This window comes from Streptomyces sp. NPDC006551 (assembly GCF_040611675.1).
In the GTDB taxonomy this organism is placed as follows: domain Bacteria; phylum Actinomycetota; class Actinomycetes; order Streptomycetales; family Streptomycetaceae; genus Streptomyces.
In genome coordinates, this window is record NZ_JBEXOT010000005.1 from 230,930 (window position 1) to 244,818 (window position 13,889).

Consider the following 13,889-nt stretch of genomic DNA (forward strand, 5'->3'; position numbering starts at 1 on the left):
GACGGAACGAGGCACAGATGACCGACCCGGTGACGCTGGACGGCGAAGGCAAGATCGGCGATTTCGACGAGAAGCGCGCCGAGAACGCCGTACGAGAGCTCCTCATCGCGGTCGGCGAGGACCCGGACCGCGAGGGGCTGCGGGAGACGCCGGGCCGGGTGGCGCGGGCGTACCAGGAGATATTCGCGGGTCTGCGGCAGCGGCCCGAGGACGTCCTGACGACCACGTTCGACCTCGGCCACGACGAGATGGTGCTGGTCAAGGACATTGAGGTGTACTCGACATGTGAACACCACCTCGTACCGTTCAGGGGAGTCGCCCACGTCGGCTACATCCCCTCGACCTCCGGGAAGATCACCGGCCTGTCGAAGCTTGCCCGCCTGGTCGACGTCTACGCCCGCCGCCCGCAGGTGCAGGAGAGGCTGACCACGCAGGTCGCCGACTCACTGATGGAGATCTTGGAGCCGCGCGGCGTCATCGTCGTCATCGAGTGCGAGCACATGTGCATGTCGATGCGCGGCATCCGCAAGCCCGGCGCGAAGACCCTCACCTCGGCCGTGCGCGGCCAGCTCCGCGACCCCGCGACCCGCAACGAGGCCATGAGCCTCATCATGGCCCGCTAGCCCGCACGGCGGGCCCGTCAGGCCACCGGGGCCGTGCCCGGGGTGTCCTCGTCGTCGGGGAGTTTGCAGACGCGTTCCAGGAAGAGGGCCGCCGCGATCACGCCGATGCCCGCCAGGACCGAGAAGCCGGCGTAGATCACCTGGTCGCGGCGGGCCGGGACGTCCAGGGAGCCGAGCAGGAAGACGCCCACGCCGCCGTACATGCCGGAGACCAGCGCCGCCACCAGAGCGCTGGCCTGGCCGAAGACCACCGCGCGGGCCGCCATCAGGGGTTCGACGCCCTTCGCTCCGGGGCGGCGTTCGCGCTGGGCCTTGAGGCGGGAGCGGAGGGAGAGGGCCGTCGCGGTCAGGACGACGGCGATCGCCGCGAGCACGATCGGGGCGGCCAGGGGCACGCTCGGCAGGGTGCCCACCGAGTCCCAGAGCCGCGCGCCGCCCCAGGAGAGGATGCCGGCCACGACGAACAATCCGGTGAGCACCTTGAGCCGCAGTTGTTTCACCGGGTGTCCTTCGTCGTCGCGGGCGTCGATCTCGGTCGATCTCGATCTCTGACGAGACTAACGACTACTCGGGCAGACGGAGTTCCAGGTCGACACGCGGCACGACCCCGTCGCCACCGACGGCGGTGAGGAGATCGGCCACCGTGCCGTGGCCGGGCAGCTGGGCCTCGGGGTCCACGTCGCGCCAGGGGGCCAGGACGAAGGCGCGCTGGTGGGCGCGGGGGTGGGGGAGCGTGAGGACGGGGTCGTCGGAGACCACGTCGGCGTAGGCCACGATGTCGACGTCGATCGTGCGGGCGCCCCAGCGCTCCTCGCGGACCCGGTGGAAGGCCTCCTCGACGGCGTGCGCGCGCTCCAGCAGGGAGGAGGGCGGCAGCGTGGTCTTCACCAGGACGACGGCGTTGAGGTACGAGGGCTGGGAGCCGGGCTCGACGCCCCAGGGCTCCGTCTCGTACACGGAGGAGACGGCCTTGACCCGGAGGCCCGGGGTGTCCTCCAGGGCGTCGATGGCCCCTTGGAGGGTCTCCAGGCGGTTGCCGAGGTTGGCGCCGAGGGCGATGACGGCCCACTTGGGGTTGGAGAGCGTCACGTCGGCGGCGTCGACGGCCTCGACGACGGAGGCGGGTACGGGCTGCACGGTGGGGTCGCTGTGCGTGGCTTTCATACTCGGCTCCGGGTGATGGTGATGGTGACGTCGTCGAAGGGGACGGTGATGGGTGCGTCGGGCTTGTGGACGCACACCTCGACCTCCTGGACGCCGGCGTGCTTGAGGCACTGCTGGGCGATCCGTTCGGCGAGCGTCTCGATGAGGTCCACCGGCTCGCCCTGGACCACGTCCACGACTTCCTCCGCGACGACGCCGTAGTGCACGGTCTTCGTCAGGTCGTCGTCGGCGGCCGCGGGGCGGGTGTCCAGGCCGAGGACGAGGTCCACGATGAAGGTCTGGCCTTCCTCGCGCTCCTTGGGGAAGACGCCGTGGTGTCCTCGGGCCTTGAGGCCGCGCAGCGCGACACGATCCACGCGAATCACTCCTGCTGTCGTAGTTCTCGGGCCACGCAGCCGGGTGCGGACGGCCGGGTGTCCACCATCGAATCTACCTGCGGGCACCGACAGCACGTGCCCACGGGGGCAGCAGGCGAGGGCCGCAGGGGCTGGGAGCGGCCCCTACCCAGGGGGCGGGATTCCAATCCCGTGGATCACCCGGAAGGCTCAGGGACCCGTCAGGCGCCTGGCTCCTCGTCCTCTTCGTCGTCGGATTCGGCGAGGACGGGGGAGCCGTGGTGGGACCAGATCTTCCAGCCGTCGAATGTGCGGCGGAACACATTGGTGGCGACCACCAGCTGGCCCACGAGCGGGCCGAGTTCGGCGCCGTCCTCGGCGGGTCCGCCGCTGAGGATGTTCTCCGTGCAGGTGACGACGGCCACGTCGCCGCCGAGGGAGATCTTGACGTCGGTGAGGAAGAACTGGATGTACTCGGTGTTCGCCATGATCAGGGCGTACGAGCGGAGCACCTCACCGCGGCCGGAGAGGACCGGCCAGCCGGGGTGGACGCAGGAGATGGGGCTGGCGCCGTCGTCGAGCCAGAGGGCGGAGACCTCTTCGAAGTCGCCGCGCTCCATCGCTTCGTAGAAGGCGGTGTTGGCGGCCTCGACCGCTTCGGTGTCGGTCCGGTGGGTCACGCGGCTCCCTCGACGGCTCTGGCGACTCGGACGGCGTCGGCGGTGGCCCTGACCTCGTGGACGCGGACGGCCCAGGCGCCTTCGTGGGCGGCGATGGCGGAGACGGCGGCGGTGGCGGCGTCGCGTTCGCGGGCGGGGGGCGGGGCGGCGCCCTCGCGGGCGAGGACATGGCCGAGGAAGCGCTTGCGGGAGGCGGCCACGAGGAGTGGCCGGCCCAGGGCGCGCAGCTCGGGCAGGTGGGCGACGAGGGCGAGGTCGTGCGGGGCCTGTTTGGCGAAGCCGAGGCCGGGGTCGATGACGATGCGCTCGGGGGCGATGCCGCCGTCGACGACGGCGTCCATGCGGCGGCGCAGTTCGGTGACGACTTCGCGGACCACGTCGTCGTAGACGGCGAGGCTGTTCATGTCCTGGCTGAAGCCGCGCCAGTGCATGACGACGAAGGGGACCTCGGCGGCGGCGACGGAGGGGACCATCTCCGGGTCGGCGAGGCCGCCGCTGACGTCGTTGACGAGGGTGGCGCCCGCCGCGACGGCGGCGCGGGCGACGGAGGCCCGCATGGTGTCGACGGAGACGGTGACGCCTTCGGCGGCGAGGCCGCGGACGACGGGCACGACGCGGCGCAGCTCCTCGTCCTCGTCGACGCGGCTGGCGCCGGGCCGGGTGGATTCGCCGCCGACGTCGACGAGGTCGGCGCCTTCGGCGACGAGGTCGAGCCCGTGTTTGACGGCGGCCGTGGTGTCGAACCAGCGGCCGCCGTCGGAGAAGGAGTCCGGCGTCACGTTGACGACGCCCATGACCGCGCAGCGATCCCACTCCGGCAGGCCCCAGGCCGTGCCCCGTCCGCTCAACGTACTCATACGACCAGCCTAGGGGGTGTCTCGCCGATCTTGCCGGGCTCGCGGCGCCCAGGGCCCCAGGGCTCCGGGGCCGGTCAGGCCGCGCGGACCTCGGGCTCGTTCTGCGGGGGGACGATGTGGGCGCAGGGGCGGGCGGTGGTGGCGGTGCGGCGGCGGGCGAAGGGGCGGGGCATCTCGAGGTTCACGAAGCCTTCGGCCTGCATGGCGGCGAAGCCGATGCGGGGCAGGTCGCGGCTCTTGCGGTAGACGACGAAGCGGGGTTCCCAGCGGGGCTGGAACTTGGCGTTGAACTTGTAGAGGGACTCGATCTGGAACCAGCGGGAGAGGAAGACGAGGAGGCCGCGCCAGACGCGCAGGACGGGACCGGCGCCGATCTTCTCGCCGCGGGCGAGGGCCGCGCGGAACATGGCGAAGTTGAGCGAGACGCGGGTGATGCACAGGCGGGGGGATTCCTGGAGGGCGGCGACGATGAGGAGTTCGTTCATGCCGGGGTCGGCGGAGCGGTCGCGGCGCATGAGTTCCAGGGACATGCCGTCGGGGCCCCACGGGACGAAGTGGATGATCGCCTTCAGGTCGCCGTACGGCGAGTCGGGATCGTCCTTGTGGGCGGTGGCTATGACCGCTTCCCCGTCGCCGGGATCGCCGATCCGGCCGAGGGCCATGGAGAAGCCGCGTTCGGTGTCGGTGCCGCGCCAGTCGGCGGCGGCGCGTCGTACGTGTTCGAGTTCGGCGTCGGAGAGGTCACGGACGCGTCGGACCTTGGTGGTGTAACCGTTGCGTTCGATGCGCTTCACCATCTGGCGCACGTTGCGCATGGCGCGCCCGGAGAGGGAGAAATCCGCGACGTCCACCACCGCCTCGTCGCCCAGTTCGAGGGCGTCGAGGCCGGTTTCGCGGGTCCAGACCTGGCCGCCGGTCTCGGAGCAGCCCATGACGGCGGGGGTCCAGGAGTGGGCCTTGGCCTCGTCCATGAAGCGTTCGATGGCGCCGGGCCAGGCTTCGACGTCGCCGATGGGGTCGCCGCTGGCGAGCATGACGCCGGAGACGACGCGGTAGCAGACGGCGGCCTTGCCGCTGGGGGAGAAGACGACGCCCTTGTCGCGGCGGAGCGCGAAGTGTCCGAGGGAGTCGCGGGCGCCGTGCTTGTCGAGCAGGGCGCGGAGCCTGGTCTCGTCGTCCTCGGTGAGCCGGGCGGCGGGGTGTTCGGGGCGGAAGGCGAGGTAGATCGTGGTGAGGGCGGTCAGCATGCCGAGGGCGCCCAGGGAGTAGCCGACGGTCCAGTCGACGTCGCCGGTGTAGCGGACGGGGCCTTCGAAGCCGAAGAGTCCGTACAGGACGTGTTCCAGGCGGTCGGTGAGGCCGGGGCCGCCGACGACGCGGCGCGGGTGGGCGCTGACGATGACCAGGCCGAGCGCGATGGACCCGGCGCCCATGAGGACGAAGTTGGCGAGGGCCTTCCAGCGGCTGCGGGGGTCGGGCAGGGCGGCGAACTCGCCGCGGTGGCACAGCAGCAGGGCGAGCAGCGCGAGGGAGAGCAGGACGCCGACGATCGAGTGGCGCCAGACGAACTGGGCGACGGCGCCGAGCGGCAGCAGTACGACGGCGGCCCGCCAGGCGCGGCGCTTGTGGCGCTTGAGGCCGTGGGCGAGGAGCAGGAGCAGGACGCCGGCGCTGAGGGAGAGCGCGGCGGAGAGCGGTCCGAGGGTGCCGGGCAGGACTTCGGCGACGGCGTGCATCCGGCTGGTGCGGAAGCGGGGGAAGACGCCCGCGGCGATGTCGATCAGGCCGATGAGCGTGCAGGCCGTGCCGACGAGCGAGGGGACCTTCTCCGGTCGTGGTCCGCGCAGAATCCGGCGTACCCGATCCGGAACCGATCGTGATTTGTCCCCATCTACCGTGACAGACATCGCTTCCCGTGCTTCCCGTGATCCGCATCCGCGAGAGATTCTTGGTCCGGCGGCCGCGCGGGTGGTCAGGAGCGGGCCGTGTCCGGAGGTTGTGCGCCCTCTAGGACGGTCCTGCGGGGGAGCGGGTTCATCCGCTCACAGGAAATTCTCAAGGAAGAAAGTTCGATCGCCTCATGGGTCTCACCAGCAACAATGTTCTGGCGCTCGCCGTCGCGCTGGCTGTGGTGCTGTTCACCGCCACCGTCTGGCTGTGGCCGCGGCTCGCCCGCGGGGGGTGGCGGGCCGTCCTGGGCCGGATCGGCCTGCTGCTCGCGACCCAGCTCGCGCTGTTCGCCTCGGTCGGTCTGGCGGCGAACAACTCCTTCCTGTTCTACGGCTCCTGGGCCGACCTGTTCGGGCAGGAGCAGGACCTGGGCGTGGTCGTCGACCACTCGGCCGGCTCCAAGGACATCAAGGTCGTCGGCACAAAGGCGCTGGACGTTCCCGGCGGTGGGAAGCCCTCGGTCGGCGGACAGATCCAGAAGATCGTCATCGCCGGCGAGAAGTCGGGGATCGACTCCCCGGCGTACGTCTATCTGCCGCCGGAGTACTTCCAGAAGGCGTACGCGAAGAGCACCTTTCCCGCCTCGGTGGTGCTGACCGGCTACCCGGGCACGGCCGAGAACCTGCTCAAGGGCCTGAAGTACCCGAAGACGGCCTTCCTGCAGGCCAAGGCGGGGAAGATGCGGCCGATGATCCTGGTGATGCTGCGCCCGACGGTGGCGCCGCCCCGGGACACCGAGTGCGTGAACGTGCCCGGCGGCCCGCAGACCGAGACCTTCTTCGCGGAGGACCTGCCGAAGGCGGTCTCGGAGACGTACCGGGTGGGGACGAAGGCCCGGAACTGGGGGTTCATGGGGAACTCGACCGGCGGCTACTGCGCGCTGAAGATCGCCCTGCACCACCCGGACCGGTTCGCGGCGGGCGCGGGCTTCTCCGCGTACTACAAGGCGGCCGAGGACGTGACGACCGGCGATCTGTTCCACGGCGACGGGAAGGCGCGCAAGCGGGCCGACCTGCTGTGGAGCCTGGACCACGCCCCGCGGGGGAAGTCGTCGTTCCTGGTGACCACCTCGAAGCAGGGCGAGGGCAACCTGAAGGGGACGCTCGCCTTCATCAAGAAGGTGAAGGCCCCGGCGCGGGTCTCCTCGATCACCCTCGACAGCGGCGGGCACAACTTCAACACCTGGAACCGGGAGATCCCGCCGGGCCTGGTGTGGATGAGCGGGCGGCTCAGCGCGAACTGAGCTTCTGGGCGGGGGGTGTCTCCGGGGCGGGCGTCTCGGGGGCGGCCCGGCGCAGGGCCCGGTGGATCCCGGCCGGGGTCAGCACTCCGGCGTACCGCCCGCCGTCCACCGGGTCGATGACGGGGAGCCGGCCGGTGTCGTCCTGGAGGAGCGCCGCCAGCGCCTCCCGGAGGGAGGCGCCGAGCGGTAGCGGAGCGGGGGTCTGTCGGGTGTGCTCGGGGTGTTCGGCCGAGACCCACCCCTCCGGGCGACCGTCGGCGTCGAGAAGGACCGCCCACGGCGCGTCGAAGGCGTCACCGGCGCGCACGGTCGGCGGGTGTTCCAGGTGGCTCTCCTCCACGGGGGTGACGGAGAGCCGCTTGAGGCCGCGGTCCGCGCCGACGAAGTCGGCGACGTACGGGGTGGCGGGGGCGCCGAGCACGGTGGCCGGCGCGGCGAACTGCTCGATCGTCCCCTGGCCGTAGACGGCGATCCGGTCGCCGAGGCGGACGGCCTCCTCCAGGTCGTGGGTGACCAGCAGGACGGTCTTGCGGACCTGGGACTGGAGCCGCAGGAACTCGCTCTGCAACCGTTCGCGGACCACCGGGTCGACCGCGCCGAACGGTTCGTCCATCAGCAGCACGGGCGGGTCGGCCGCCAGCGCGCGGGCCACGCCCACGCGTTGACGCTGTCCACCGGAGAGCTGCTCGGGGTAGCGGTCGCCGTACGTGCCCGGGTCCAGGCCGACCAGGTCGAGGAGTTCGGCGGCGCGGGCGCGGGCCCGGGCGCGCGGGACGCCGAGGAGGTGCGGCACGGTGGCGGTGTTGTCGAGGACCGTCCGGTGCGGGAAGAGGCCGACCTGCTGGATGACATAGCCGATGCGGCGGCGCAGTCGGACGGGGTCGACGGTGGATATGTCCTCGCCGTCGAGGAATATCCGCCCCTCGGTCGGCTCGATGAGCCGGTTCACCATCTTCATCGTGGTCGTCTTGCCGCAGCCCGACGGGCCGACGAGCGTGACCAGTTCGCCCTCGGCGACGTCGAAGGAGAGGTCGTCGACGGCGGTGGTGCCGTCCGCGTACCGCTTGGTCACATGCTCGAACCGGATCATGGTTCCCCATTCTGGCCCCTGTCGGCGGGGCGCGTGTGAAGGGCGTGTTGCCGGGGCGTGGCGGTCCTCGGCGATTGTCGGTGCCGGGGGCTAGGGTCGGTTGAGACATACGTTCGGGCATACGGGTATACGGACGGCCGGGGGGAGGCACATGAGTCGGCACGCGAGCGCGTCGAACTGTCTGGTGACGAACGACTGGATCTGCGGGGAGTATCTGCGCACCAGGGCCCAGGAGTTGACCGAAGCCACGCTTCAGCACGGGGGCATCACGCTGGTGTCCGTACTGATCGGGCTCGCCGTCGCCTTTCCGCTGGCCCTGCTCGTCCGGGCGCGCCCACGGCTCGCCGGACCGGTCCTCGGGCTGACGACCCTGCTCTACACGATTCCGTCGCTGGCCCTGTTCTCGCTGCTGCTGCCGTTCTTCGGTCTGTCGTCGGCGCTGGTCGTGACCGGTCTCGTGCTGTACTCGCTGACGATTCTCGTACGGAACATCCTCGCGGGCCTGGCGGCCGTGCCGGCCGAGGCGCGGGAGGCCGCCCGGGGCATGGGGTACGGGCCCGGCAGGCTGCTGTGGGAGGTCGAACTCCCGCTGTCGCTGCCCGCCTTGATGGCCGGGATACGGATGGCGACGGTGTCGACGATCGCGCTGACGACGGTCGGGTCGATCGTGGGCCGGGGCGGGCTCGGCAATCTCATCGAGGACGCGCTGCCGACCTTCTTCAAGGCGCAGGTGCTCGCCGCCTCGGTGCTGTGCGTCCTGCTCGCGGTCGCCGCCGATCTGCTGCTCCTGGGCCTCCAGCGGCTGCTCACGCCGTGGACCCGCATACGGACCGCGCCGGGGGGAGGGTGAGATGGGGGTCGTGACGGACGCCTGGGCCTGGCTCACCACCGGCGCCAACTGGTCGGGGGACGGCGGGATAGGGCAACGGCTCGCCGAGCACGTGTATGTGAGCGGGGTCGCGCTGCTCCTGGCCTGCGCGCTCGCCCTGCCGCTCGGGCTGTGGCTGGGGCACCTCGGCCGGGGCGGCACGCTCGCCGTCAACATCTCCAACGTCGGGCGGGCGATCCCCGTCTTCGCGGTCCTGGCCCTGTTCATGGTGTCGCCGCTGCGCACCGCCGGCTCGGTGCCCACCGTGATCGCGCTGGTGCTGTTCGCGGTGCCGCCGCTGCTCACCAACGCGTACGTCGGCATGCGGGAGGTGGACCGGGCGGTGGTGGAGGCCGCGCGGGGGATGGGGATGTCCGGCGGCCAGCTCTTCCGGAAGGTCGAACTGCCCCTCGCCCGGCCGCTGGTCATGACGGGACTGCGGTCGGCCGCCGTGCAGGTGGTCGCCACCGCGACCATCGCGGCGATGGTCGGCCAAGGGGGCCTCGGCCGGATCATCACCGCCGGATTCAACACGTACAACACCCCGCAGGTGGTGGCGGGCGCGCTCCTCGTCGCCCTGCTCGCCCTCCTGGTGGAGGCCGCGCTGGTGGGGGCCGACCGGCTGCTCGGCCGGCGCGCGTGAGACGACCGAAGAACGACTGATGGGAATGGGTGATCTCGTGAGCAGGACCTCGCGTTTGGCGGGTGCGCTGCTGGGTGTGGCGGCGCTGACCGGCGGGCTCGCCGCGTGCGGCGGCGACAGCCTGGAGAAGGAGAAGGCGGGCGGCGGTGGTGCGTCCGGGCCAGGGAAGGGCTCGCTGGTCGTGGGCGCCGCGGCGTTCACCGAGTCCAAGGTGCTCGCCGAACTCTACGCCCAGGTGCTGGAGGACGCCGGATACTCCGCGACCGTCACCACGGTGAAGAACCGGGAGCTGTACGAACCCTCGCTGGAGAAGGGCGAGATCGACGTCGTACCGGAATACGCGGCGACGATCGCGGAATTCCTCAATGCGAAGGCGAACGGCCCGAAGGCACCGGAGGAGAACCCCGTCGCCTCCGGTGACGCGGCCGCCACGGTGGAGGCGCTGAAGAAGCTCGCCGAGCCGCGCGGACTGAAGGTGCTCGCGTTCGGCGAGGCCGTCGACCAGAACGCCTTCGCGGTGTCGAGGGAATTCGCCGAGAAGAACAAGCTGACGACGCTTTCCGATCTCGGCCGCGCCAAGCTGAAGGTGAAGATCGCGGCCGGTGACGAATGCGCCGTACGGCCGTTCTGCGCGCCGGGCCTGAAGAAGACGTACGGGATCGACGTCACCGGTGTCGACCCCAAGGGAGTCGGCACACCGCAGTCCAAGCAGGCGGTCAAGGACGGCGTGGACCAGCTTGTGCTGACCACCACCACGGACGCCACGCTGGACGGCTTCGGCCTCGTCCTGCTGGCCGACGACAAGAAGCTGCAGAACGCCGACAATGTGCTGCCCGTGGTCAATGCGAAGGACGCCGGATCGCCCGAGATAGCCGCGGCGCTCGACAAGATCACAAAGGTCCTGACAACGGCCGATCTCGCCGAACTGAACCGCAAGGTGGATGCCGAGCGGGCGAAGCCCGAGGACGTGGCGAAGACCTATCTGGAGTCGAAGGGGCTGGTCAAGAAGTGAGGGTCGGCTAAAGGGAGTCGGCGCGGCAAGGGTTGAGTGCGGCGCGGGCGGGGCAGAGGCGCGGTGACGACGGCGAGACGTGGCCAAGAGATTGCGGGGCCGACACCCCATACCGCGCCTACGCACGGTAAATTTCAGGCCATGCCACGTGGACGCCACCGCCATTCCCCTCCTCTGCACAAGCTTCTGCCGCCCTCGGCGGTCGCAGGAGCGTCGGTCGCCTGTGCCGCGGGCGCCTGGCTGCTCGCGGATCCGGTGGTGCTGCGGCTGCTCGTCGCGGCGGCCGCCGCCGCCGCGATCACCGGCGCCGTCCTCATGCGCGGTTGGGACCGGAGCGCCGGCCGCCAGGTCGCCGAGCTGACCCGGGCGCGGGCCGCGGACCAGTGGAAGACCGAGGAGCGGATAGCCGAACTCGAGTCCGACATCGAGGAGTCGCGCGAGCTGCGCGCCAAGCTCGACGCGAAGCTGCGCGCCAAGCGGGTCGAGCTCGCCGGACTGCGCGGCGAGCACGCGGAGCTGCTGCGCCGGTACGCCACGGCGGAGACCGAGCGGGCCAGCGCCCTGGAAGGCCGCAGGCAGCTCGCCCTGGAGGCGACCTCGCCCGCGAAGGCGCTGCCGGTCGCCGGATCCACGCCGACCAAGGACGCCTACCGTCAGGCGGCCGAAGCGCTGCGCGACCTCTCGCGCAACGCCGCCGCCCAACAGGCCCGCAGGACCGTCGAAGCGGCCCGCAGCCGCGACCTCGCCGAGCGCGCCCGGGAGACGGAGGAGCCGCAGGGGAAGCACGCGGCGGCCGCCGGGACCGGGCACCACGCCCGCCCGTCGTCCGCCGCCTCCACCGTGCCGCCCGTGCCCGCGGTCCGCCCGGTCCCGGCCGCGGCCGCGATCGTGCCCTACGCCGCCCGCCGCCCCGCCCCGCGCCCCGAAGGAGGCTTCGACTTCTTCGGTACGCAGAAGGCGGCGGCCGCGATCGAGGCGGTCCAGGACACCGATCTCGCGGACGTCGTCGGCGAGGAGGTCCTGGCCGCCGTGGCACGGCGCGCCCCCGAGCAGCGGGCGATCGGCCAGGTCATCGACCTGACCGAGCACGACGAGACCGAGCAGCTCGACGTGGCGGAGCTGCGCGGAGCGGTCAGCTCGTAGGGGACCCGGGCCTGTCGCCGGTCACTTGTCGATGTCGCCGACGACGAAGAACAGCGAGCCCAGGATCGCCACCATGTCGGCGACCAGTGTGCCGGGGAGCAGCTCGGTCAGCGCCTGGATGTTGTTGAACGACGCCGAGCGGAGCTTGAGGCGGTACGGGGTCTTCTCGCCCTTGGAGACCAGGTAGTAGCCGTTGATGCCGAGAGGGTTCTCGGTCCACGCGTACGTGTGGCCCTCCGGGGCCTTGAGGACCTTCGGCAACCGCTGGTTGATCGGCCCCGGCGGAAGCTCCGCGAGCCGGTCGAGGCAGGCGTCGGCGAGCTCCAGGGAGTTGTGCGTCTGGTCGAGGAGGCACTCGAACCGGGCCAGGCAGTCGCCCTCCTGCCGGGTGACGACCTTGAGCGTGTCCTGAAGCTCCCCGTAGGCCAGGTACGGCTCGTCGCGGCGCAGATCGAAGTCGACGCCGGAGGCGCGGGCGATGGGCCCCGAGACGCCGTACGCGTGCGCGGTCTCCCGGGTCAGGACGCCGACGCCGCGGGTACGCCCCCGGAAGATCTCGTTGCCGAGGACCAGCTTGTCGTACACGTCCATCCGGGACCGGACGTCCGCGACGGCCGCCCGCGCCCGGTCCTGCCACCCGGCCGGCAGGTCCTCCTTGAGGCCGCCGACCCGGTTGAACATGTAGTGCATCCGGCCGCCGGAGACCTCCTCCATCACGGCCTGGAGCTCCTCGCGCTCCCGGAAGGCGTAGAAGACCGGGGTGATACCGCCCAGTTCGAGGGGGTACGACCCCAGGAACATGAGGTGGTTGAGCACCCGGTTCAGCTCGGCGAGCAGCGTACGGGTCCACACGGCGCGCTCGGGGACCTCCATGCCGAGCATCCGCTCGACCGCCATCACGACACCGAGCTCGTTGGAGAAGGCCGACAGCCAGTCGTGGCGGTTGGCGAGCATGATGATCTGCCGGTAGTCGCGCGCCTCGAAGAGCTTCTCGGCGCCGCGGTGCATGTACCCGATGACCGGCTCGGCGTGCCGGATGACCTCGCCGTCCAGGACCAGCCGGAGGCGGAGCACACCATGGGTCGAGGGATGCTGCGGCCCGATGTTCAGCACCATGTCGGTGCTCTCCGCCGCCCCGCCGATTCCGACCGTCGTCTCCGTCATGGGCACAGTATCCCCCGACCCCTCCACCGTCGTGGGCCGCCGTCCAGATGGGGGAGGGACGGGCGGGCACGACCCAGGGGGCCGGCCCTCTCAGGCCCGGCCGACGCGTGGACCCGGCACCCTCTGCGTGAGCCACAAGAAGTCCCCCAGCCCGCCCCGTGCCGTCAGCTCCGCCGCCTCCCCCGCCGAGGCCAGCGCCCGCACGTACGCCGCCGGATCGCTCGACGCCAAGGACAGCGGCGGCCGGCCCCCGCTCACCCCCAGCCCCCGCAGCGCCTCCCGCTGCGTCGTCAGCTCGGCCCCGGGGCCGCCCGCCGAGGCGATCGAGTCCAGCGCCACGTGCGACGTCAGGTCGCACGACCCGTCCGGCACCGCCGGAACCTCCCGCCCCGCCCGGAACCCGGTCAGCGTCCCGAAGGGCGGCCTGGCCTCCCGTACATGCGCGTAGTCCACCGCCACCGCGAGGCCCGCCTCCAGCGCGCCCACCGCCCGCGCCCACGCCTCGTCCCGCGGGCGCCCGATCTCCGCCCGCTCGCCCGGCTCCCGCAGCGGCCACCACCGCTCCAGCCACTCCGCGTCCGGGCCCGCGACCACCCCGCCGAGCCGTTCCGTGCCGTCGGCCCGCACCTCGACGTACCGCACCGCCCCCGACGCGTCGGCCTGGGCGACGTCCACCGGCACGTTGTCCAGCCACTCGTTCGCGAAGAGCAGTCCGCGCACGCCCTCCGGCACCCGGTCCGTCCAGGCGATCCGCGGGTCGAGCCCGTCGGGGCGGGCGGCGCGTTCGACGCCGTACGGACGTACCGAGAGCCCCGCCGGAGCAGCGGCCAGCACCCCCGTCAACAGCTCGCCTCGCCCCGCGCCCACATCCACCAGCGCGATCTCGTCCGTGTCGAGGTCGCGGGCCACCTCCGTCAGCAGCCGGGCGACGGCGCCGGCGAAGAGAGGCGAGGCGTGCACCGAGGTACGGAAGTGCCCGGCCGGGCCCTCGGGGCGCAGATAGAAGCCGCCCGGCCCGTACAGCGCCCGCTCGGCGGCCTCCCGCCATCCCCGCCAGCCCCGCTGTCCGTCCGGCCATTGACACGTCTCATCCGTCACGTGCCCCAGTCTCCACCTT

At 71.7% G+C, this 13,889-nt stretch carries 15 protein-coding genes; 6 read left to right on the forward strand and 9 right to left on the reverse strand.

Features of this window, described 5'->3' with window-relative positions; translation table 11 throughout:
* Nucleotides 1-17 precede the first annotated feature (17 nt).
* Entirely contained in the window at nucleotides 18-623 is a 606-nt protein-coding gene (gene folE / locus ABZY12_RS08560; protein ID WP_356888523.1) for a GTP cyclohydrolase I FolE, read from the forward strand.
* A 17-nt stretch (nucleotides 624-640) separates the two neighbouring features.
* On the opposite strand, the gene ABZY12_RS08565 is transcribed toward folE, so the two are convergent.
* The 6 genes from ABZY12_RS08565 to ABZY12_RS08590 all read right to left on the reverse strand — a co-directional run bounded on the left by ABZY12_RS08565 (nucleotide 641) and on the right by ABZY12_RS08590 (nucleotide 5,566).
* The gene (locus tag ABZY12_RS08565) at nucleotides 641-1,123 is read right to left on the reverse strand and encodes a DUF3180 domain-containing protein (protein WP_356888524.1); all 483 of its coding nucleotides are present in this window, start codon (nucleotides 1,121-1,123) and stop codon (nucleotides 641-643) included.
* A 64-nt stretch (nucleotides 1,124-1,187) separates the two neighbouring features.
* On the reverse strand, nucleotides 1,188-1,787 hold the full coding sequence (folK, locus tag ABZY12_RS08570) for a 2-amino-4-hydroxy-6-hydroxymethyldihydropteridine diphosphokinase (RefSeq protein ID WP_356888525.1): 600 nt from the start codon (nucleotides 1,785-1,787) through the stop codon (nucleotides 1,188-1,190).
* The gene (folB, locus tag ABZY12_RS08575) at nucleotides 1,784-2,143 is read right to left on the reverse strand and encodes a dihydroneopterin aldolase (RefSeq protein ID WP_356888526.1); all 360 of its coding nucleotides are present in this window, start codon (nucleotides 2,141-2,143) and stop codon (nucleotides 1,784-1,786) included. The genes folK and folB overlap by 4 nt, the downstream gene beginning before the upstream one ends.
* A gap of 200 nt (nucleotides 2,144-2,343) precedes the next feature.
* Nucleotides 2,344-2,802: a nuclear transport factor 2 family protein gene (locus ABZY12_RS08580; protein ID WP_356888527.1), complete on the reverse strand. Its 459-nt coding sequence runs from the start codon at nucleotides 2,800-2,802 to the stop codon at nucleotides 2,344-2,346.
* Nucleotides 2,799-3,659 carry a dihydropteroate synthase gene (gene folP, locus ABZY12_RS08585; protein ID WP_356888528.1) on the reverse strand — a complete coding sequence of 287 codons (861 nt, stop codon included), beginning with the start codon at nucleotides 3,657-3,659 and terminating at the stop codon, nucleotides 2,799-2,801. Before folP ends, ABZY12_RS08580 begins: the two co-directional genes overlap by 4 nt.
* 74 nt (nucleotides 3,660-3,733) lie before the next feature.
* The gene (locus ABZY12_RS08590; protein WP_356888529.1) at nucleotides 3,734-5,566 is read right to left on the reverse strand and encodes a phosphatidylglycerol lysyltransferase domain-containing protein; all 1,833 of its coding nucleotides are present in this window, start codon (nucleotides 5,564-5,566) and stop codon (nucleotides 3,734-3,736) included.
* Nucleotides 5,567-5,739: 173 nt separating this feature from the next.
* Here ABZY12_RS08590 and ABZY12_RS08595 point away from each other — a divergent pair, with 173 nt between their 5' ends.
* Complete coding sequence (locus ABZY12_RS08595; RefSeq protein WP_356888530.1) at nucleotides 5,740-6,852, forward strand: alpha/beta hydrolase-fold protein; 1,113 nt, start codon at nucleotides 5,740-5,742, stop codon at nucleotides 6,850-6,852.
* On the opposite strand, the gene ABZY12_RS08600 is transcribed toward ABZY12_RS08595, so the two are convergent.
* Nucleotides 6,839-7,942 (reverse strand): ATP-binding cassette domain-containing protein, encoded by a 1,104-nt coding sequence (locus ABZY12_RS08600; protein WP_356888531.1) that lies wholly within the window; start codon nucleotides 7,940-7,942, stop codon nucleotides 6,839-6,841. The genes ABZY12_RS08595 and ABZY12_RS08600 overlap by 14 nt on opposite strands.
* 151 nt (nucleotides 7,943-8,093) lie before the next feature.
* Here ABZY12_RS08600 and ABZY12_RS08605 point away from each other — a divergent pair, with 151 nt between their 5' ends.
* The 4 genes from ABZY12_RS08605 (at nucleotide 8,094) to ABZY12_RS08620 (ending at nucleotide 11,608) form a co-directional block, all read left to right on the forward strand.
* Nucleotides 8,094-8,792 carry an ABC transporter permease gene (locus ABZY12_RS08605; RefSeq protein WP_356888532.1) on the forward strand — a complete coding sequence of 233 codons (699 nt, stop codon included), beginning with the start codon at nucleotides 8,094-8,096 and terminating at the stop codon, nucleotides 8,790-8,792.
* Between the two features lies 1 nt (nucleotide 8,793).
* Nucleotides 8,794-9,453 carry an ABC transporter permease gene (locus tag ABZY12_RS08610; RefSeq protein WP_356888533.1) on the forward strand — a complete coding sequence of 220 codons (660 nt, stop codon included), beginning with the start codon at nucleotides 8,794-8,796 and terminating at the stop codon, nucleotides 9,451-9,453.
* Between the two features lie 25 nt (nucleotides 9,454-9,478).
* Nucleotides 9,479-10,465, forward strand: a complete 987-nt coding sequence (locus ABZY12_RS08615; RefSeq protein ID WP_356888534.1) for an ABC transporter substrate-binding protein — start codon at nucleotides 9,479-9,481, stop codon at nucleotides 10,463-10,465.
* Between the two features lie 141 nt (nucleotides 10,466-10,606).
* Nucleotides 10,607-11,608 (forward strand): hypothetical protein, encoded by a 1,002-nt coding sequence (locus ABZY12_RS08620; protein WP_356888535.1) that lies wholly within the window; start codon nucleotides 10,607-10,609, stop codon nucleotides 11,606-11,608.
* A 21-nt stretch (nucleotides 11,609-11,629) separates the two neighbouring features.
* Here ABZY12_RS08620 and ABZY12_RS08625 read toward each other — a convergent pair whose 3' ends face one another.
* Nucleotides 11,630-12,772, reverse strand: coding sequence for an NADH-quinone oxidoreductase subunit D (locus ABZY12_RS08625; RefSeq protein ID WP_356888536.1), 1,143 nt, complete (start codon nucleotides 12,770-12,772; stop codon nucleotides 11,630-11,632).
* Between the two features lie 90 nt (nucleotides 12,773-12,862).
* The gene (locus ABZY12_RS08630) at nucleotides 12,863-13,870 is read right to left on the reverse strand and encodes an SAM-dependent methyltransferase (protein WP_356888537.1); all 1,008 of its coding nucleotides are present in this window, start codon (nucleotides 13,868-13,870) and stop codon (nucleotides 12,863-12,865) included.
* Between the last annotated feature and the right edge of the window lie 19 nt (nucleotides 13,871-13,889).

What these genes read in the sequence shown, in the direction of transcription:
- folP (WP_356888528.1), bottom strand. Translation starts at nt 3,659, where the DNA reads ATGAGTACGTTGAGCGGACGGGGCACGGCCTGGGGCCTGCCGGAGTGG.
- ABZY12_RS08625 (WP_356888536.1), bottom strand. Translation starts at nt 12,772, where the DNA reads ATGACGGAGACGACGGTCGGAATCGGCGGGGCGGCGGAGAGCACCGAC.
- ABZY12_RS08600 (WP_356888531.1), bottom strand. Translation starts at nt 7,942, where the DNA reads ATGATCCGGTTCGAGCATGTGACCAAGCGGTACGCGGACGGCACCACC.
- ABZY12_RS08590 (WP_356888529.1), bottom strand. Translation starts at nt 5,566, where the DNA reads ATGTCTGTCACGGTAGATGGGGACAAATCACGATCGGTTCCGGATCGG.
- ABZY12_RS08620 (WP_356888535.1), top strand. Translation starts at nt 10,607, where the DNA reads ATGCCACGTGGACGCCACCGCCATTCCCCTCCTCTGCACAAGCTTCTG.
- folK (WP_356888525.1), bottom strand. Translation starts at nt 1,787, where the DNA reads ATGAAAGCCACGCACAGCGACCCCACCGTGCAGCCCGTACCCGCCTCC.
- ABZY12_RS08605 (WP_356888532.1), top strand. Translation starts at nt 8,094, where the DNA reads ATGAGTCGGCACGCGAGCGCGTCGAACTGTCTGGTGACGAACGACTGG.
- ABZY12_RS08615 (WP_356888534.1), top strand. Translation starts at nt 9,479, where the DNA reads ATGGGTGATCTCGTGAGCAGGACCTCGCGTTTGGCGGGTGCGCTGCTG.
- ABZY12_RS08610 (WP_356888533.1), top strand. Translation starts at nt 8,794, where the DNA reads ATGGGGGTCGTGACGGACGCCTGGGCCTGGCTCACCACCGGCGCCAAC.
- ABZY12_RS08595 (WP_356888530.1), top strand. Translation starts at nt 5,740, where the DNA reads ATGGGTCTCACCAGCAACAATGTTCTGGCGCTCGCCGTCGCGCTGGCT.
- folE (WP_356888523.1), top strand. Translation starts at nt 18, where the DNA reads ATGACCGACCCGGTGACGCTGGACGGCGAAGGCAAGATCGGCGATTTC.